15 protein-coding genes are annotated in these 19,285 nt (G+C 54.1%); 11 read left to right on the plus strand and 4 right to left on the minus strand.

From position 1 onward, the window contains the following. Window positions 1–185: 185 nt before the first annotated feature. Entirely contained in the window at window positions 186–800 is a 615-nt protein-coding gene (gene nudE, locus L1X57_RS11710) for an ADP compounds hydrolase NudE (protein ID WP_009721762.1), read from the minus strand. A gap of 70 nt (window positions 801–870) precedes the next feature. Between nudE and yrfG the strand changes: the two genes are divergently transcribed. The 9 genes from yrfG to rsd all read left to right on the plus strand — a co-directional run bounded on the left by yrfG (window position 871) and on the right by rsd (window position 11,051). Next, a complete protein-coding gene (yrfG, locus tag L1X57_RS11715) occupies window positions 871–1,548 on the plus strand; it encodes a GMP/IMP nucleotidase (RefSeq protein ID WP_009721763.1) in 678 nt (225 codons plus the stop codon). Next, complete coding sequence (hslR, locus tag L1X57_RS11720) at window positions 1,548–1,937, plus strand: ribosome-associated heat shock protein Hsp15 (protein ID WP_009721764.1); 390 nt, start codon at window positions 1,548–1,550, stop codon at window positions 1,935–1,937. Before yrfG ends, hslR begins: the two co-directional genes overlap by 1 nt. A 58-nt stretch (window positions 1,938–1,995) precedes the next feature. Then, entirely contained in the window at window positions 1,996–2,871 is an 876-nt protein-coding gene (gene hslO / locus L1X57_RS11725) for an Hsp33 family molecular chaperone HslO (RefSeq protein WP_009721765.1), read from the plus strand. Window positions 2,872–3,182: 311 nt separating this feature from the next. Then, window positions 3,183–4,739: a phosphoenolpyruvate carboxykinase gene (locus L1X57_RS11730; protein WP_009721766.1), complete on the plus strand. Its 1,557-nt coding sequence runs from the start codon at window positions 3,183–3,185 to the stop codon at window positions 4,737–4,739. A 140-nt stretch (window positions 4,740–4,879) separates the two neighbouring features. Beyond that, window positions 4,880–5,377: a peptide-methionine (R)-S-oxide reductase MsrB gene (gene msrB / locus L1X57_RS11735; RefSeq protein WP_009721767.1), complete on the plus strand. Its 498-nt coding sequence runs from the start codon at window positions 4,880–4,882 to the stop codon at window positions 5,375–5,377. A 373-nt stretch (window positions 5,378–5,750) separates the two neighbouring features. After that, window positions 5,751–8,150: a Tex family protein gene (locus tag L1X57_RS11740; RefSeq protein WP_009721768.1), complete on the plus strand. Its 2,400-nt coding sequence runs from the start codon at window positions 5,751–5,753 to the stop codon at window positions 8,148–8,150. A 141-nt stretch (window positions 8,151–8,291) separates the two neighbouring features. Further along, a complete protein-coding gene (gshA, locus tag L1X57_RS11745; RefSeq protein WP_009721769.1) occupies window positions 8,292–9,932 on the plus strand; it encodes a glutamate--cysteine ligase in 1,641 nt (546 codons plus the stop codon). Next, a complete protein-coding gene (locus L1X57_RS11750; protein ID WP_009721770.1) occupies window positions 9,929–10,429 on the plus strand; it encodes a disulfide bond formation protein B in 501 nt (166 codons plus the stop codon). Before gshA ends, L1X57_RS11750 begins: the two co-directional genes overlap by 4 nt. 133 nt (window positions 10,430–10,562) lie before the next feature. Beyond that, on the plus strand, window positions 10,563–11,051 hold the full coding sequence (gene rsd / locus L1X57_RS11755; protein WP_009721771.1) for a sigma D regulator: 489 nt from the start codon (window positions 10,563–10,565) through the stop codon (window positions 11,049–11,051). Window positions 11,052–11,732: 681 nt separating this feature from the next. On the opposite strand, the gene L1X57_RS11760 is transcribed toward rsd, so the two are convergent. Next, window positions 11,733–14,807: an efflux RND transporter permease subunit gene (locus L1X57_RS11760; RefSeq protein ID WP_009721772.1), complete on the minus strand. Its 3,075-nt coding sequence runs from the start codon at window positions 14,805–14,807 to the stop codon at window positions 11,733–11,735. After that, a complete protein-coding gene (locus L1X57_RS11765; protein WP_009721773.1) occupies window positions 14,791–15,882 on the minus strand; it encodes an efflux RND transporter periplasmic adaptor subunit in 1,092 nt (363 codons plus the stop codon). The genes L1X57_RS11760 and L1X57_RS11765 overlap by 17 nt, the downstream gene beginning before the upstream one ends. A gap of 268 nt (window positions 15,883–16,150) precedes the next feature. Here L1X57_RS11765 and L1X57_RS11770 point away from each other — a divergent pair, with 268 nt between their 5' ends. After that, a complete protein-coding gene (locus tag L1X57_RS11770) occupies window positions 16,151–17,125 on the plus strand; it encodes a malate dehydrogenase (RefSeq protein WP_009721774.1) in 975 nt (324 codons plus the stop codon). 759 nt (window positions 17,126–17,884) lie between these two features. Here L1X57_RS11770 and L1X57_RS11775 read toward each other — a convergent pair. Beyond that, window positions 17,885–18,541 carry an HAD family hydrolase gene (locus tag L1X57_RS11775; protein ID WP_009721776.1) on the minus strand — a complete coding sequence of 219 codons (657 nt, stop codon included), beginning with the start codon at window positions 18,539–18,541 and terminating at the stop codon, window positions 17,885–17,887. Between the two features lie 175 nt (window positions 18,542–18,716). On the opposite strand from L1X57_RS11775, the gene L1X57_RS11780 reads away from it, so the two are divergent. Continuing rightward, window positions 18,717–19,214, plus strand: a complete 498-nt coding sequence (locus L1X57_RS11780) for an RNA pyrophosphohydrolase (RefSeq protein ID WP_009721777.1) — start codon at window positions 18,717–18,719, stop codon at window positions 19,212–19,214. The last annotated feature ends 71 nt before the right edge of the window (window positions 19,215–19,285 follow it).

Genomic DNA, 19,285 nt, shown 5'->3' on the forward strand with positions numbered 1-19,285 from the left:
CAGTGTTGGAATGAATGCTCTGCCACTGGGCGTCGTTCCGCCGCCTCTCGCGGGTGCCGCCTACGTTCGTTCCTCGCGAGATTCGTTACCACGCGCTACATAACTTATTGAGTTGACGGGGTTTGTAGCGCGGCGTAAGCGTCAGCGCACCCGCGACCGCGCTCACGGAGTTGACCGTTAACGCTTTACAGTAAATCCATTGCGTTATCACGTTTCTCTTCGCGCAGCTTATCTCTTGCGATATAGAGGGCGGCGATGGCACGAGCCTCGTGGAAGTCGTCCCGCAATAGCAAGGCCGGTAGCTCTTCAATGGCATGGGTTTCGACAATCAATGGCTCTGGCTCGTCGCCTGGCAGGCGCTTGGGATAAAGGTCGGTGGCCATTAGCACTTGCATACGGTGGCGCATGTAGTTAGGCGCAAGAGATAACTCCACCAGCGGCTCAATGCGATGTGCGCCAAAGCCGCACTCTTCCATCAGCTCTCGGTTGGCAGCAGTGACAATATCTTCGCCGGGATCAACTAACCCCTTCGGCAGTGTCAGCACATAATCTTCAAAGCCGGCCGCATATTCCCGAATAAGCAGCACGTGCTCCGGGTCGGGCATGGCAATAATCATCACCGCGCCTCGGTCTGCGCCGGTTAAGCGTTCAAACTGACGCTCTTCGCCGTTAGAAAAGCGCAAGTCAAGCGACTCAATATGGAATAAACGGCTTTTGGCGACGCTCGTTCGCGCCAAAATTTGCGGCTTTTTCAGGTAGCCGGTGCGGGTGTCGCCGGGTGATGATTCGTGGTTAGACATCATGCCTCCGTGGCTGCAAAAAACGGGTTACGCTACAATAGCATGCTTATTCTTTCAGACTGGAGCGGCAATGATTGATTGGCGCGAGATCGATACTGTCCTACTTGATATGGATGGCACGCTGCTGGATCTGCACTTCGATAGCCATTTCTGGCTAGAGCACCTGCCAAAACGCTATGTTGAGCTTCATCAGCTAGACGCAGCGAGCCAAGAAGCGCTGCGTGCCCGTATTATCGGTGAGCAGGGCACGCTGAACTGGTACAGCCTTGCGTACTGGAGCCGCGAACTTGGGGTGGATATCGTGGCGCTGAAACGCGAAGTACAGCACTTGATAGGCCTGCGTAGTGACGCACTAGACTTTTTAACCTGGCTGAAGCAAACCCATCCCCGTGTCATTTTAGCGACCAACGCAGACCGTGCCAGCCTCGCGCTAAAATTACCGTTGACAGGGTTGGAAAACTACCTCGACGCCATCATCTCATCAGAAGATGTGGGCGCTGCAAAAGAAGAGCAGGCTTTCTGGTTTGCGCTTCAAGAGCAAGAGCCGTTTGATCCAGCGCGCACGCTGTTTATCGATGATAATGCGCGCGTGCTCGAGAGCGCCCGTGAGTTCGGTATCAAACACTTGCTGGGCATTAAGCAGCCCGATAGCCAGCGACCAGAAAAAGAGCTACAAGCGTTTATCGCCCTAGACCGATTTGCCCAACTGCTGCCAGACAACCTGCCAGGGCAGCGAGGAGAGCGTTAATGAGCGACAGCGTTCGCTTAGATAAGTGGCTTTGGGCAGCGCGGTTTTTCAAAACCCGCGCCCTGGCTAAAAAAGCGATAGAAGGTGGCAAAGTCCACTATGACGGTGCCCGCGTAAAAACTAGCAAAAATGTCGAGCTGGGAGCGCTTATTCGTGTCCCTCAAGGCTGGGATATTTTTGAGGTGGAAGTGGTTTCGCTTTCCGACCAGCGCCGCGGTGCGCCAGAAGCACGCAAGCTCTACGCTGAAACGGAAGAAAGCGTGCAACGCCGTGCCAAAGAAGCTGAAGCTCGTCGTCTCACCAATGAAGCCATGCAGCACCCGCTCAAACGTCCTGATAAAAAGCAGCGGCGTGATATCCAGCGTTTCCAGCGCCAACAGGGCGATTAAACACGCGTTTATTCGTCATGGCGGTAAGCTTTCTCTCTATTTCTCCGGCGGTTTTCTTATGTCTGATCAAATCCAACGTTTTATGTTTGACCAAACCAATGTGCGTGGTGAAATTGTCACGCTCAGCACTGCCTATAATGAGGTGCTCGACCGCCACGCTTACCCGCCAGCAGTTAATCAGTTGCTCGGTGAGCTGTTGGCAGCGGTTGCTTTGCTAACCGACACAGTAAAGCTAGACGGCACGCTAAGCATTGAAGTGCGCGGCCGAGGCTCGCTTGCACTATTAATGGCAGAGTCCAATCCCGGTGGAGAGCTGCGTGCAATCGCGCGCATTGCTGAAGATGCGGTACTGCCCAGCGAACACGCCAGTTTCCGAGAGCTGGTAGGTGAAGGCCAAATTATGATTACCCTCGATCCACGGGAAGGGCATCGCTATCAGGGTATTGTTGCGCTTGATCACGATACGCTAGGCGGTTGCCTAGAAGCCTACTTCGCTCAGTCAGAGCAGCTGCCCACCCGCCTGTGGTTAGCGGCTGACGGTGAGAGAGCCGGTGGACTATTACTTCAGCGCCTGCCCGATGCCTCACAAAACCAAGATGTTGATGCTTGGGAGCGCAGCGTTCATCTCGCCGACACAATTAAAACAGAAGAGCTTCTGGGGCTTGAGCAACGCGAAGTACTCTATCGTCTCTATCACGAAGAGACGGTTAGAGTGTTTGAACCGAAATCACTACGCTTTGGCTGTACATGCTCACGGGAGCGAATGAGCCATGCGCTATACACGCTTGGCGAAGAGGAACTGCGCGATATTTTGCGCGAAGAGGGCGCAATCGATACGCAGTGTCACTTTTGCCACACGAAATATCACTACACAGCCGCTGATATTGAAATTTTATTAGAAAATCCGGACGCGCCACCCCCGGTGATTCATTGATTGTGTAGTCGTGGATGGCGGCATGGGCGTTGAAGCCCTTTGTGTACCGCGCTAGTCATAGCAAAGCCTATAGGACGCCTGCCGAACGGTTGTTTGAAAAAATACTGCGCTGCAACACAAAATGTAGTGTCAGTGTAGTAGTTTAACTACAAGATATTTGATTAAAGCCCCCATTTCCTGGGGGCTTTCTTTTTGCCATAATGCGCCGGACTTCAGCGCACTCAGCCCATGGTTATTGGAAACAATAGGAGGCTGAGATGATTTCTCAAGGCGTCGGTGACGCCCGGTAAATTCGAGACCCAGGAATCGACATGACCACGACTCAAGCCGCTCTCCAAGCCCACGTTAATCTTAGCAGCGCCGAACTTATCGAGCGCGCCGTGGCCCGTGGTGAAGGCCGCTTGTCGGCTAACGGTGCGCTGGTGGTAAACACCGGTCTGCGCACAGGGCGTTCACCGAAAGATCGCTATATCGTCGACGAGCCCTCTACTCGCGATAGTATCGACTGGGGCAGCGTGAACCGCCCGTTTGATGCTGAAAAATTCTCAGCGCTTTGGGCACGTGTAGAAGATTATCTGGGTAGCGGTGAGCATTTCGTGGCTGAGCTGCATGTTGGCAGCGATAACACTCACTATTTGCCAGTTCGTGTAACGACAGAAACCGCTTGGCAAAATCTGTTTGGCCGTACCATGTTTGTGCGCCCGCAGGCTTACAACACAGCGGTTAAAGAAGAGTGGACGATTCTGAACGCCGCGGGCTTTGAGTGTGACCCAAGTCGTGACGGCACCAACTCAGATGGCTGTGTCATCATCAATTTTGCCGAGCGCAAAGTATTGATTGCCGGTATGCGTTATGCCGGTGAAATGAAGAAAGCTATGTTCTCGGTGCAGAACTACTTGTTGCCAGAAGCTGACGTTCTGCCGATGCACTGCTCTGCGAACGTCGGTGAAGACGGCGAAACCTGCCTGTTCTTCGGTCTTTCAGGCACAGGTAAAACCACACTATCCGCTGACCAAGCGCGCTACCTAATTGGCGATGATGAGCACGCATGGGGTGACGGCATCGTCTTCAACATGGAAGGTGGCTGCTACGCTAAATGTATCGACCTTTCTGAGAAGAATGAGCCGGTTATCTGGAACGCAATTAAGTTTGGTACCGTGCTGGAGAATGTCGTTCTTGATGATCGTCGCGAGCCGGATTACGCCGACGACAGCCTGACCCAGAACTCTCGTGCCGCCTATCCGTTGGAGCACGTTGAAAAGCGTGTACCGGAGAACCTGGCCGGCGAGCCTAACGCCATTGTCTTCCTGACCTGCGATATGTCTGGCGTTCTGCCGCCCGTGTCGATTCTTTCTAAAGAAGCTGCGGCTTACCACTTCTTGTCAGGTTACACCGCGAAAGTGGGTTCGACCGAAATGGGCTCATCTGAAGGTTTGGCTGCTACGTTCTCTACCTGTTTTGGTGCGCCTTTCTTCCCGCGTCCTGCGCGCGAATACGCCGACCTGCTGATCAAGCGGGTAGATAAGAAAGATGCTCAGGTTTATCTCGTCAACACCGGTTGGACAGGTGGTGCCTACGGCGAAGGTGGCTCACGTTTCTCTATCCCGACCACTCGCGCCATCATCAGTGCCATTCAGTCTGGCGTGCTTCGTGATGTTGAAACCCAGCACATCGAAGGCCTTAACCTTCAAGTGCCGGTAGCAGTGCCGGGCGTAGACTCTAGCCTGCTCAATCCTCGCGAAACGTGGGCTGACAAAGAAGCGTATGACCGTCATCTGCAAGATCTAGCCACTAAATTCGTTGATAACTTCAAGAAGTTTGAAGGCGTTAACGAAGCAATTATCAAGGCAGGCCCGCAGTTAACCTGATATGTACAGCAGGGTGAAGGTTGTCGAATGTTTGGATAACTAATCGAACGTTTGGACAGTCAAGCAGTCAAAATGGGACAGCGCTTCGGCGCTGTCCCATTTTTATGTCTGCGTCCTTGACGTGTTGAGGGAGTGCGCAAATGAAGCGACGTCATTTTATAGGTCTTGCGGGACTAACGGGGCTGGCAGGTATTCTTCCTGGCGTCTCGTTTGGCTTTCCGCGATTAGACCTTGAAGCAGCCCCCGACCTTGAAAAGCTTGAATTAAGCGAAGACGAATGGCGGGAACGCTTGTCTGATGAAGCATTTTACGTTCTGCGTGAAGAGGGAACTGAGCGTGCCTTTTCAAGCCCCTTAGACGGAGAGGTTGGGGAGGGTGAGTACCGCTGTGCTGGGTGCGATCTTGTACTTTTCACCAGTGCAATGAAGTATGATTCTGGCACCGGTTGGCCCAGTTTTTTCGAGCATGTTGAAGGCCACTTACTTAGCAAGCTAGATTTCAAGCTAGTGTGGCCGCGCACGGAATACCACTGTGCCCGCTGCGGCGGCCATCAAGGCCATATCTTTGGAGATGGTCCAGAGCCCACGGGCCTACGCTGGTGCAATAACGGTGTGGCACTGCGGTTCGTGCCTGCATAAAACACCATCCGCGGGTGCCTCGTTTGCTCGTCCCTCGCAAGACTCGTTACACCGCGCTACAGGGATGCAGCCATTGAGCCCAGTGATGTGGTAGCGCGTGGTAAGCGAAGCGCACCCGCGAGGACAGCGCGAAGCGGTGCTGGGCTTGAGCATGTGCCATGGAGTGTCGCGGGTGCCTCGTTTGCTCGTTCCTCGCAAGACTCGTTACACCGCGCTACAGGGATGCAACCATTGAGTTCATTGATGTTGTAGCGCGTGGTAAGCGAAGCGCACCCGCGAGGGCAGCTCCCCCATCGTGGCCAATTCATGCCAGCATCGTGCGATTGTGGTACCTTGTCGGCACCTCGAATGCTGCATGAGTTAGTTGCACGTTATGGATGTCAAACAACGCATTATTTTACGCTTAGCCACTGAGCTAAACGTACGACCTGAACAGGTCTCCGCAACGGTAGAGCTTCTGGATGGTGGTGCTACCGTGCCGTTTATTGCCCGTTATCGTAAAGAGGTAACGGGTGCCCTTGATGATATTCAGCTGCGTCAGTTAGATGAACGCCTGCGCTATTTGCGGGAGCTGGAAGAGCGCCGTGAAGCCGTACTGTTGGCTATTGATGAGCAGGGCAAGCTGGATGCCACGCTGAAAGCAACGATTCAGGCAGCTGAAACTAAGCAGCGCCTAGAAGACTTATACCTACCGTTTAAGAAAAAGCGCCGCACGAAAGCACAAATTGCCCGAGAGGCGGGTCTAGAGCCATTGGCTGATGCCCTGTTGGCCAATCCAATGCTTAATCCCGAAAGCGAGGCAGCGCAATATCTGCGCCCTGAAGAAGGTGATATTCCCGCCATTGAAGATGCCAAAGCCGCGCTTGATGGTGCTAAGCAAATTCTAATGGAGCGCTTCGCTGAAGACCCTGAGCTGATTGGCCGTTTGCGTGAGCGGTTATGGCAAGAGGGCGAATTAAGTGCCCGTGTGTTAGACGGCAAGCAGCAGGAGGGCGCGAAGTTCTCTGACTACTTTGAGCACGACGAAAAACTGGCCAAAGTGCCATCCCACCGTGCTCTTGCTATGTTCCGCGGTCGCAATGAAGGCATTCTAAGCTTGGCGATTCGTCTGCCTGGTGAAGAGGACGCACCGATTCACCCTGCTCAAATCGCCATTGCCAAACAAGTAGGTGTTAGCGATGAAGGTCGCCCCGCCGACAAATGGTTGGGCGAAGTAGTGCGCTGGACGTGGCGAGTAAAACTCTATACCGCGCTTGAAACCGAGTTGCTGGGTCGTCTGCGCGAGCAGGCTGAGCTCACCGCTATCGAGGTGTTTGCCGCCAACCTGAAAGATCTTTTGCTGGCAGCGCCCGCTGGGCAAAAAGTGACGCTAGCGATTGACCCAGGTTTAAGAACCGGCTGTAAGATCGCGGTGGTGGATGCGACCGGTCAATTTATCGACCAAGCCACCATTTATCCCCATGCGCCGCAAAATCGCTGGGACGAATCGCTCAATGTGCTCGCTAAACTGGTTAAACAGCATGGCGTTCAACTCATTGCCGTCGGCAATGGTACTGCCAGTCGTGAAACCGATAAGCTGGCAGGTGATCTGCTGAAGGCGTTAGCGCCCGAGCATCGTTTGAGTAAAGTGATGGTGTCTGAGGCAGGTGCTTCAGTTTACTCTGCGTCGGAATACGCCTCTCGTGAGCTGCCAGATCTTGATGTCACCGTGCGCGGCGCCGTCTCTATTGCCCGTCGCTTGCAAGACCCGCTCGCGGAACTGGTGAAAATCGAGCCGAAATCCATCGGTGTGGGCCAGTATCAGCATGATGTTTCCCAGGTGCAGCTGTCACGCAGCCTGGAAGTGGTTATAGAAGACTGCGTGAACGCGGTCGGTGTGGATCTCAACACCGCATCGAGTGCGTTGCTTTCCCGTGTTGCTGGTTTAAGTGCTGCCATTGCTGAAAATATTGTTGCCCAACGCAATGTTCAAGGTGCCTTCAAAAGCCGTAAAGAATTGTTGGAAGTTAGCCGCCTTGGGCCGAAAACGTTTGAGCAGTGTGCTGGTTTCTTACGCATTAGTAACGCCGAAAACCCGCTGGACGCCAGCGCCGTCCACCCAGAGGCTTACACCCTGGTAGAGCGTATCGCTAAGCAGAATAGCCGAGATATTAAAGGCTTGATTGGTGATAGCGCGACGCTAAAAGCACTTAAACCCGCCGACTTTGCCGATGAGCGTTTTGGTGTGCCTACTGTCAGCGATATTCTCAAAGAGCTGGATAAGCCTGGCCGTGATCCGCGCCCTGAGTTTAAGGCTGCTGAATTCCGTGAAGGTGTCGAAACGCTCAAAGACCTGACGCTGGGAATGGTGTTGGAAGGTACCGTCACCAATGTGACCCACTTCGGTGCCTTTGTGGATGTTGGCGTTCATCAAGATGGGCTTGTGCATATTTCAGCGCTCTCCGACCGCTTTATTGATGACCCCCGCAGTGTGGTAAAAGCAGGCGATATCGTTACCGTTAAGGTGATGAATGTGGATATACCCCGCAAGCGGGTAGGGCTTTCAATGCGTTTGGACGATGAACCAGAGCAGATGCAAACAGCATCAAACTCTACTAACGACGAGCTTGGCAAGCCTACGCGTAGTCAGCGTTCGGCTAGTTCTGGGCAGAATGGTCAGGGGCAGAATGGTCGCAGACAGAGCGGCCAACGCCAGAGCGGAAAGCCCAACGAAGCAGCCGCACCCATGGGCGCGCTCGGCGCAGCACTGCTTAAAGCAAAGCAGGGCAAATAGTCGCGCGTCTTGAATATTTAACGGTTGCCGCCATATCCTGCTTTCTACGCTTAGTAGAAGGCAGGATAAAACACATGGCGATGCCAGCTGATTTCAACAAGGCCTGTGTTAAGCGGGCCTTACTAAGAAGGAGTGTTCACTTTGTCTGAACCTCTCACTGTGCCATCTGCGCTGACCGCCCAGGTAGAGCGTTTGCTCCCCAGCGCGCGCTTAGGGCGCCTGGGTCGCCTGCGTCGCGGGTTGGAAAAAGAAGGCCTGCGTGTTGACGCCAACGGTCATATTGCTCAAACGCCGCACCCGCACGCGCTGGGTTCAAAGCTAACCCACCCGCATATCACGACGGATTACTCCGAAGCGCTATTGGAATACATCACTCCGGTGTATTCAGAACCAAGGGAAGCGTTGGCGTTTTTATCCGACCTTCACACCTTTACCTATCACCACTTGGAAAATGAGTGGATTTGGCCGGGTAGTATGCCGTCTCGGCTTTCTGGTAACGATAGCGTGCCGATTGCCGACTACGGCAGCTCCAATGTTGGCACGATGAAGCATGTTTATCGTAAAGGGTTGGATGTGCGCTATGGGCGGATTATGCAGGCCATAGCTGGGGTGCATTACAACGTATCGCTACCTGATGATATGTGGCATGCCCTGCGGGAGCTTGAAAAAGCCACCAATATTCCTTTTAACGATTATCGCTCTACGCGTTATTTCGGCATGATTCGGCACTTTCGTCGTCATAGCTGGCTGCTGCTCTACTTATTTGGCGCATCACCCGCCATCGACAAAAGCTTCCTGCCAACAGGTAAAGTGCCTGAAAAGCTGCAGCCGCTGAGTGACGACACCTATTACGCTCCCTATGCGACTACGCTGCGTATGTCGGATTTGGGCTATCAGAACAAAGTGCAGTCGCAGCTTAAAATCTGCTTTAACTCGTTGTCCAATTACGTCAACACCCTACGGCATGCTATTTCCACCCCGTGGCCAGACTACGAAAAACTGGGCGTTAAGAACGGCGAAGAATGGCAGCAGTTAAATGCCAATATTTTGCAGATTGAAAATGAATACTACAGCGATATTCGCCCTAAGCGGGTCGCCAAGCACAACGAAACGCCCAGTCAGGCGCTTGAAGCGCGTGGGGTAGAGTACATCGAAGTGCGCTGTTTGGATCTTAATCCCTTCGATCCATTAGGTGTCACCGAAGCCCAGATGCGTTTTGTTGATACTTTCTTAATGTGGTGTCTACTAAGCGATAGCCCGTGGATTTCAGACGAAGAGTGCGACCGCTTAGACGACAATCGCCGTTTCGTCGTAGAGCGTGGGCGCGACCCGGCGCTGAGCTTGGTCCACAACGGTAAAGCAACGTCTGTGCAGGAGTGGGGCGAGCAAATTTTTGCGGAAATGGCCGAAGTGGCGCGCCTATTGGATGCGGTAGAAGAGGGTGTCCCTCATGCCGCAGCACTCGATGAGCTAGCGCCGCGGCTGAAAGATCCTTCTCTAACACCTTCTGCACAGCTGCTGGCGCGCCTAGAGGCTGGTAATGGCTCGCTCAGCGATACGTTGCTGCAACTAGCTCAAGAGCAGGCTGATAAGCTTAAATCCACGCCCATGCTGCGTTCTCGTGAAGCACTGCTTGCTCAGTTGATCGAAACCTCACACCAACAGCAGCATGATATTGAAGTGGCCGATCAAGAGAGCTTTAGTGAGTTCCTAAGCACTTATTTTGCCAAAGCGCGTGAGTCCAGAGCGCTGTCTGCTATTTCACCAGAGGATGGTCAATGACATCATTAGCAGTTCGCCCCACCGCGTTAGCGGGCTTCGTCTTTTGTGTACTAATGATGGCGTTAGCCTTGGGGCTTGAGCATATTATGGGGCTGGAGCCCTGCCCGTTGTGTATTTTTCAGCGGGTCGCGGTGATTGCCGCAGGGCTGGTGCTAGGTGTCGCTGCCCTGCATAACCCAAGCGGTAAAGTAGGCAAAGCTATCTACGGCTTACTGGGATTAGCCGCAGTAGGCACGGGTGCTTTTATTGCAGGAAGGCATGTATGGCTTCAAGGCTTGCCCGCTGACGAAGTGCCGACTTGCGGCCCAGGACTTGAGTACATGATGGATATCTTGCCGATGCAAGAAGTCGTTGCCATGGTGCTTACCGGCTCTGGCGAGTGTGCTGAAATCGATTTCATGTTTTTGGGCTTATCACTTCCTGCATGGACCTTGATTGGCTTTTTATTGCTCGCGATCGCGCCTCTGCGTATTCTATGGTCTGTAAAAAAGAGTTAAATAAGTGATAAGGTTTACGCTAATTGATTGGCCTCATTTAATTAAGTAAACCGTACCCGCTAGGATTGACAGCTGTCCCCGGACGCGCGAGTCTAGCTTAGTTGGAGACGGCTATCTGTAAGGAGAAAGCCCCATGCTCGAAGATTGCAAAAATGCCCTGGAGCGCTGGGGAGGCGTGCACAGCTTGATTGATCGTTGGCTTGATCAGCGCCGCTCGCTGTTAGTTAGCTTCATTGAGCTGAAAGATGCCTGTGACGCCGAATTAGAGGCGATTAGCAAAGCACGCATTGATACTTTTAGTGAGTTACTGATGGACTACATCAGCGCAGGGCACTTCGAGATTTACCCCCAGCTTGCTGAGGAAGCAAAGGCATTTGACGACGAGAGTGCGCTGCACATCGCTGCAAAGCTCCTTGAGCGCTTAGAAATGTCGACGGCTATGGTGCTGGAGTTTGACGAAGACTTTGCCTCGCCAGTGCGTTGCCAGCAGAACCTAGTGCGTTTACCTGCATGGATTGACCGTTTAGCGAAAGGGTTGGCAGAGCGCTTCGCTCTTGAAGATCAGCTAATCGCCCGTATGCACGCCGCCCACAGCCCCCAGCAGATGAAGTCACCTGCTTAGCACTATTCATTATATTTTGTAGCGCGGCGTAACGAATCTTGCGAGGCACGAGCAAATGAGGCACCCGCGAACGTTGAGCCCGGCACGCATGGTTGCTGTGGCGTTGCCTCGCGGGTGCGCTTCGCTTACCACGCGCTACAACCCCTGTGAATTCAGTATACTTTGTAGCGCGGCGTAACGAATCTTGCGAGGCACGAGCAAATGAGGCACCCGCGAACGGTGGCCCGGCACGCATGGTTGCTGTGGCGATGCCTCGCGGGTGCGCTTCGCTTACCACGCGCTACAACCCCTGTGCATTCAATATATTTTGTAGCGCGGCGTAACGAATCTTGCGAGGCACGAGTAAATGAGGCATCCGCGAACGGTGGCCCGGCACGAATGGCTGCTGCGGCGATGCCTCGCGGGTGCGCTTCGCTTACCACGCGCTACACCCCTTGTGCATTCAATATATTTTGTAGCGCGGCGTAACGAATCTTGCGAGGTACGAGCAAATGAGGCACCCGCGAACGGTGGCCCGGCACGCATGGTTGCTGTGGCGATGCCTCGCGGGTGCGCTTCGCTTACCACGCGCTACAACCCCTGTGCATTCAATATATTTTGTAGCCGGAGTAACGAATCTTGCGAGGCACGAGCAAATGAGGCACCCGCGAACGGTGGCCTAGCCGCGCCTGCTATGCAGCCTCACGTCTCACGCCTTAGCTTGCCGCCTATTACTAACATGCAAGGCGTTAGCAAGAGCGTTAGGGCAGTGGCAAAGGTTAAGCCACCTGCAATCGCGCTGGACATTTGTGTCCACCATTGGGCGGAAGGGGCGTTAAACCCTAGCGCGGGTGCAAAAAGATTAACGTTGATTCCTAGCACCATCGGCATTAACCCCAGCACGGTGGTAATGGCGGTGAGAAGCACTGGCCGCAAGCGCAGGGTGCCTGCTTCCAATGCTGCTTCTGTCGGGGTCATGCCTTGGCCGCGCAACTCGTTGTAAGTGTCGATTAAGACGATATTGTTATTCACTACAATACCCGCCAGGGCGATAACGCCCATGCCCACCATGACAATCCCAAATGCTTGGCCAGTAATAAGCAGCCCCATCAAAACGCCCGCAGTGGAAAACACAATGGCCGACAGCACCAGGGCTGCTTGATAATAGCTATTGAACTGTGTCACCAGAATCAGCGCCATTAACCCGATCGCGATCAAGAACGCGCTGATCAAGAACTGCATGGATTCCTGCTGATCCTCTTGTTCACCCGCCACATTAACCATCAGACCATCGGGAAGCTGGCCTTGGCCTGCATCCAGTAGCGCCCGCAGTCGCTCGTCTGCTAAATAGCCAGGCGCTAAATCAGCCTCAACGGTAATAGCACGGCGCCCATCAATACGGTTCAGGGTGCCCACTTTAGGAGCAGGCGTAATTTCTACAAAGTGAGCTATAGGCACTTGGCCACGTGGGGTGTTGATAGTCAGTCGTTCAAGCTGGTTGAGCGTGCGCCAGTGTTCCGGTAATCGCACGCGAATATCCACTTCATCAGTAACGGTGGGCGGGCGATAATTAGCGACTTGAAGGCCAGTAGTCAGCAGTTGTACGGCACTGCCAATGGTGGTGATGTCGGTTCCCATACGGGCAGCGGCTTCCCGGTTAACCTTTACCTGCCATTCGACCCCCGGCAGGCTGCGGTTATCCTGTATATCGGTAAAACCGCCTAGCTCACGCATCAGTGCAGTAATCTGGTCAACGCCAGTGTTAGCAATATCTGGGTCGGTGGCACTTACCTCTAGCACAATTGGCTTACCGCCACCGGGTCCCATATCTTGCTCTTGGAATTCCAGGTTAATGCCCGGTAGATCTTGGGTGCGCTCGGCCATGTCAGCCAGAATCGCGCGGGCAGGGCGGCGCTGATACCAGTCGACAAACTGAAACTGCAGCATCCCGATCACATCATTGCCCATTTGTTGGTCGGGCACTGCAAAGGAGCGCGCATAAAGCGCTTCGACTTCACCCATGCTGCCTAAGCGGTTCTCTACCCGCTTCAAGATGGCATCGGATTCTTTGGCAGAAAAATCGCCACGAGCGCGTACCAGAACCTGAGCGCTGTCCGGTTCTACATTGGGAAAGAAGTCAACACCATGGTTAAAGCGAGCATAGCCGGTATACAGCAGTGCAATTAGCAGTACCGCAAATACTAATACCCAGGCAGGGTGCTGTAGCAAGCGCCCTAATACGCGGCGATAGCCACGCCCAAGTGACGTGCTTTCATCGATAGGGCCGGCTTCAGCAGTAGCTGTAGGGGATGTACGGGTAAACAGTCGACCCAGGGTAGGCAGAAACACCAGTGCCATGGCTAGCGATGCAAGAAGGCACAATATGACGGTGGCAGGCAGGTACTTCATAAACTGGCCTACCACGCCTGGCCAAAACAGCAGCGGCACAAATACCGCAAGCGTTGTCGCGGTAGAGGCAATAACCGGCCAACTCATGCGTGTCGCCGCATTCAGCCAAGCCTGGTGGGGAGATTGCCCCTCATGCAGGTGTCGGTCAGCAAGCTCGCTGACCACAATGGCGCCATCAACTAGCATGCCAGCGACTAAGATGAGCGCAAATAGCACCACAATGTTGAGCGTAAACCCAAACGCCCAAACCAGCAGAATGCCGGTTAAAAACGCACCGGGTATGGTCAGGCCTACCAGCAGCGCCATGCGCCAGCCCATCACGGCTACTACAACAATCAATACCAATACCACCGCGGTTAGCACGTTATTTAATAGCTCAGAGAGCATGTTTTGAACGGTAACCGACTCATCTAAAATCGTGGTGATGCGCAGTTGTTCCGGCAGCAGGTCGCCCGCCTGGGCAAAGCGCTCTCTCACTGCGTCAATGGTGGCGATGATATTCGCCCCAGCACGCTTGGAAATTTCCAGCACTACCGCAGGTTGGCCGTCTATGCGGGCAAACCCTTCGGGGTCTTTGTAGGTCGGCAAGATCCACGCAACATCGCCAAACGTAACCACCTGATCGCCGTCAACTTTCACCGGCATGTCCATGACATCGTTTAATGATTCGATAATGCCTGGTACCTTTAGCGCCAACCGCCCAGCACCAGTATCCAAACTGCCAGCAGCTACCAAGCGATTATTGCGTGAGATTTGATTAAATAGCGTGTCAAAATCAACGCCATAGCTTTCCAGCACCAGCGGATCAACGACGATTTCGAGCAAATCCTCGCGGTCGCCAGCAATATCGACCTCTAGAACATCGGCAATGCCCTCTATCTCCTCCTTCAAGCGCCGCGCGATGGTGACCCGTTCTCGGGTATCCAGCTCGCCGGAAAGGCCAATGCTCAGGACCGGAAACTCGGAGACGTTAACCTCCATTACCCGCGGCTCGTCCGCCTCATCCGGTAAGCTACTGCGGGCGATATCCACGCGCTCGCGTACATCAGAAAGCGCCGTATCCGGATCAAAGCCGGGATCAAACTCTAGCGTCACCGAACCATGCCCTTCGCTAGACTGGGCGGTAAACTTGCGCAACCCTTCAATTCCGCGCAATTCTTGCTCCATTGGGCGGACCAGCAGGCGCTCGCCATCTTCCGGGCTAACGCCTTCCAGCGAAAGTGAGACGTAAATAATCGGGATAGTGACGTCTGGATTGGCTTCCTTCGGAATCATCTGCCAGGCAGTCGTACCCGCCAGCAGCAGGCCGACCAGCAACAGCAGGGTGGTTCGTGTGTGGGTTAGCGCCGCATTAATCAACTGACGCATGACCACCTTCCTGGGTAGACACTGGTGCTACGGTTTCGCCTGGGCTGACTAAGCCTGCGCCCAGGGTGATCAACCGCACGGTGTTAGGTAAGCCGGTGACGTAGGCGCGTTCGGTATCGGCACTCACCAGCTCAATAGCCGTTTGGGCAACACGGTTATTCTCAACAACGTGTTTGATGGCTAGTTGGCCCTGATCATCCAGGCTAAAAAGAGCGGGTGATAGGGTATGCACCTGGCGAGGAGGCAGCGTCACGGTGAATTCAGCGCTGCCGCCTGCTAAGCGTTGCCTTTCTGGATTGTCGAGCGTTACTTCGATATAGAACGTGCGAGTGGCTTCCTCTGCGCGGCTGCTAATGTAGGACACTTCACCGGAAAGCGAACGGCCGTTGAGCAGTCGCGCGGTGACCGGTAAGCCAACGCTTAACTCGCCGATTTGCTGTTGGGCAACCCATGCTGTGCCGGTTAGTCGCCGATCGTCGATCAGTCGTGCCCACTCTTCGCCGGGCTGCAGTAAGTCGCCAAGCTCTACCTGGACGCGATCCAGCACGCCTTCAAAGGGAGCGGTTGGGCGGGTATCGCTTAACTGCTTTTCCAACTGAGCTACCTGGGCTGCGCTGGCGCTTAATGCACTTTGCAGGCGCAGCAGTTCTGGCTGAGAAATCAGCTCACGGCGGCGTAGGTTTTGGGCCCCCGCGTACTCTGACTCAGCAAGCGTTAACTCATCACGTGCCTGCTGTAAACGTTGGGGTAGCGCGTCGTTATCCAGTATCAGCAGTGTTTCGCCTCGGCTGACAGTTTCTCCTTGGGCCACCGGCTTTTCTGCGACATAGCCCATCACGTTGGCACGCAGCAGTGTTTCTCTTTCCGCGGTTAGCTGGCCTTGCAGCACATGCCTGGGAATATAGGGCGCGCTCTGTTGGGTGATCACTTCTACGCGGGGTGTTGAGTCGCGTTCAGTGGAATTCACATCAGGCGGCGTGCTTTGAAAACGTTGGAAATCGCCAACCGCTAGCCATATCACAAGCGCCAGAACCAGTAGACTAGCAAGCGCGTAAGAGTAGGGGATTCGTCGCATGGGGTATTTATATCCGTATTAACCCAAAAAAATCACACAAGGTAAGTCATGCTGAGGGGGAAGTCATATTAAGAGTTAATGCTTATTGACCGACACACCATAGCGCAACTGGCGTTTGGCAGCGAGTACCAAGCCGCTGAGAGAATGGGTAGTAGTCTCATGTATGATTGAGTTTTTGCACATCTGGGCATACCATCTTTGCGTCTTGAGTTCTGTCGACCCACTCTCAGACGAGAACCCTCACTAGGCGAACCATCAAGGAGCAATGATGAAAGATCCAGTACGTATTGCGATTACCGGCGGTGCCGGCCAGATCAGCTATTCTCTTATTTTCCGCATCGCCGCTGGCGATATGCTGGGGCCGGATCAGCCAGTCATTCTCCAGCTTCTCGAAATTCCCCAAGCCATGGACGCCTTGAATGGCGTTGTCATGGAAGTTAACGACTGTGCCTTCCCGCTGGTACAAGACATCGTTGCTACTGATGATCCGAACGTTGCCTTCAAAGATGCCGATTTCGCCTTGCTGGTAGGTGCACGTCCGCGTGGCCCAGGGATGGAGCGTAAAGATCTGCTAGAAGCCAACGCCGCGATCTTCTCTGTACAAGGTAAAGCGCTGAACGATCACGCTAGCCGTGATGTGCGCGTGCTGGTCGTCGGTAACCCGGCTAACACCAACGCATTGATTGCTTCTTGCAATGCGCCGGACCTCGATGCAGGTCAGTTCACCGCAATGACGCGTTTGGACCACAACCGTGCGCTGACGCAGCTGGCTCAGAAAACTGGCAAGCATGTGTCTGACGTTGACAGCATGATTATCTGGGGCAACCACAGTGCTACCCAGTACCCGGATCTGGCGCAGTGCAAAGTAGACGGCAAAGCTGCCTTTGATCTGGTCGAGCGTGACTGGTACGAAAACGACTTTATCCCGACAGTACAGCAGCGCGGCGCGGCGATTATTAAAGCACGTGGCGCATCTTCTGCAGCGTCTGCGGCGTCTTCAGCGATTGACCACATGCGTGATTGGGCGCTGGGTTGCGATGGTATCGTTAGCATGGCGATCCCGTCTGACGGCAGCTACGGCATTGAAGAAGGCATCATCTACTCCTACCCAGTCCGTTGTCAGGGTGGCAAGTATGAAATCGTTCAAGGTTTTGAGTTGGACGCGTTCAGCAAAGAGAAGATGCAGGCTACCGAGAAAGAACTGCGTGAAGAGCGCGCGGCCGTTGAGCACCTGCTCGGCTAAGCACGCCTGCTGGCGTTCTTAGAACGGTTTTGAGAACAGTTTTAAGAACAATGCCCAGTAATGCGAAACCCCGCAGGCTTAATGCTTGCGGGGTTTTTTTATTGGGCGGTGCCGCTTTTCAGTTCGCGGGTGCCTCATTTGCACGTGCCTCGCAAGATGCGTTACCACGCGCTACGTTTGCAACGTATTGAATTAACGGGTTTGTAGCGCGGTGTAAGCGTCAGCGCACCCGCGGGGCAGAGCCATAGTCGTTCGCGGGTGCCTCATTTGCACGTGCCGCGCAAGATGCGTTACCACGCGCTACGTTTGCAACGTATTGAATTAACGGGTTTGTAGCGCGGTGTAAGCGTCAGCGCACCCGCGGGGCAGAGCCATAGCCATTCGCGGGTGCCTCATTTGCTCGTGCCTCGCAAGATGCGTTACCACGCGCTACGTTTCAACGTATTGAATTAACGGGTTTGTAGCGCGGTGTAAGCGTCAGCGCACCCGCGGGGCAGAGCCATAGCCGTTCGCGGGTGCCTCATTTGCTCGTGCCTCGCAAGATGCGTTACCACGCGCTACGTTTCAACGTATTGAATTAACGGGTTTGTAGCGCGGTGTAAGCGTCAGCGCACCCGCGGGGCAGTGCCATAGCCGTTCGCGGGTGCCTCATTTGCTCGTTCCTCGCAAGATGCGTTACCACGCGCTACGTTTGCAACGTATTGAATTAACGGGTTTGTAGCGCGGCGTAAGCGTCAGCGCACCCGCGGGGCAGTTGGCTCAATCCCGCAAGCTCATAATACGCCATTGGCGTTCTTCGGCCACTTGGCGAAGAGTGTCGTCGGGGTCGACGGCTACTGGGTGCTCCACTTGTTCAAGCAGGGGAAGGTCGTTGTGGGAGTCGCTGTAAAACCATGCGCCGTCCATGGTGAACTCTTGGCCCTCAAGCCACTGCTTTAAGCGGGTCACTTTGCCTTCGCGGTAGCTGGGAGTGCCCGCTACACGGCCAGTGTAGCGGCCATCGGCTATTTCCGGTTCAACGGCAATCAAGGCGTCAACGCCCAAGCGGTCGGCGATGGGGGCGGTAATAAAGCGATTAGTCGCGGTAATGATCAGCAGCGTATCGCCTTTTGTACGGTGCCGGGCCAACAGTTCTTCTGCTTTAGGCAAGATATTCGGCTCGATTTTGCTGGCCATAAACTGCTGGTGCCAAGCAGCTAACTGCTCTGGCGTGTTTTCAGCCAGTGGCTTCAATGCCATTTCCAAAAAGGCCGCCATATCTAACGTGCCTGCGTTGTAGTCGGCCATAAAGCGCTCATTGGCCTCGCGGTAGGCAATTGGATCAACTGCCCCCTGTTCGAGCAAAAACTCGCCCCAGGCATGATCGCTGTCGATGGATATCAGCGTATTATCCAAATCGAAAATAGCCAGACTCACGGCGCTCCCCTTATGGTTAAGTTGGTCGTCAATATTGGTCGTTAGCGATGGTTCGCAAAGCGGCGGATTATCGCAGAGTCACCTTGGTTTAACCACTTAGCGTTATATTGTATTGATACGCTTGTCTCCCTTGTGGAAAAATGGGGACAACTGAAAATTTATTAAGGTGATGTCCGTGATCGACGCTGACGGCTTTCGCCCCAATGTTGGCATTATTATTGCCAATAGCCAGGGGCAGCTGCTTTGGGCGCGTCGTGTAGGGCAAAACGCGTGGCAGTTTCCCCAGGGAGGCATCAAGGCAAACGAAACACCACATCAAGCGCTTTTTCGCGAGCTTTTTGAGGAGATCGGTCTAACCGCCGACGATGTTGATATTGTCGCTTGTACCCGGGGATGGCTGCGCTATCGTCTACCACGACGCATGATTCGCACCCACTCACGGCCGGTTTGTATCGGCCAAAAGCAGAAGTGGTTTTTACTCAAGATTCGCTGCCAAGAAAATCGAATCTGCATGACGGCAACGCCTAAACCCGAATTTGATGGTTGGCGATGGGTAAGTTACTGGTACCCACTAGGGCAAGTGGTGCCGTTCAAACGTGAGGTATATCGGCGCGCGCTACGGGAGCTTTCTCCTCGCGTTCAGCGCTTGGCGCAACAAGATAACGATGGATAACGTGCACTCCACTGTTTTGCAAGAACCGTTTTGAAAGAACCGTTTTGAAAGAACCGTTTTGAAAGAACCGT

Source organism: Halomonas sp. TD01, assembly GCF_923868895.1.
Classification (GTDB): domain Bacteria; phylum Pseudomonadota; class Gammaproteobacteria; order Pseudomonadales; family Halomonadaceae; genus Vreelandella.

Coding starts and splice junctions, on each gene's coding strand:
- nudE (WP_009721762.1), bottom strand. CDS start 800: ATGTCTAACCACGAATCATCACCCGGCGACACCCGCACCGGCTACCTG.
- yrfG (WP_009721763.1), top strand. CDS start 871: ATGATTGATTGGCGCGAGATCGATACTGTCCTACTTGATATGGATGGC.
- hslR (WP_009721764.1), top strand. CDS start 1,548: ATGAGCGACAGCGTTCGCTTAGATAAGTGGCTTTGGGCAGCGCGGTTT.
- hslO (WP_009721765.1), top strand. CDS start 1,996: ATGTCTGATCAAATCCAACGTTTTATGTTTGACCAAACCAATGTGCGT.
- L1X57_RS11730 (WP_009721766.1), top strand. CDS start 3,183: ATGACCACGACTCAAGCCGCTCTCCAAGCCCACGTTAATCTTAGCAGC.
- msrB (WP_009721767.1), top strand. CDS start 4,880: ATGAAGCGACGTCATTTTATAGGTCTTGCGGGACTAACGGGGCTGGCA.
- L1X57_RS11740 (WP_009721768.1), top strand. CDS start 5,751: ATGGATGTCAAACAACGCATTATTTTACGCTTAGCCACTGAGCTAAAC.
- L1X57_RS11750 (WP_009721770.1), top strand. CDS start 9,929: ATGACATCATTAGCAGTTCGCCCCACCGCGTTAGCGGGCTTCGTCTTT.
- rsd (WP_009721771.1), top strand. CDS start 10,563: ATGCTCGAAGATTGCAAAAATGCCCTGGAGCGCTGGGGAGGCGTGCAC.
- L1X57_RS11760 (WP_009721772.1), bottom strand. CDS start 14,807: ATGCGTCAGTTGATTAATGCGGCGCTAACCCACACACGAACCACCCTG.
- L1X57_RS11765 (WP_009721773.1), bottom strand. CDS start 15,882: ATGCGACGAATCCCCTACTCTTACGCGCTTGCTAGTCTACTGGTTCTG.
- L1X57_RS11770 (WP_009721774.1), top strand. CDS start 16,151: ATGAAAGATCCAGTACGTATTGCGATTACCGGCGGTGCCGGCCAGATC.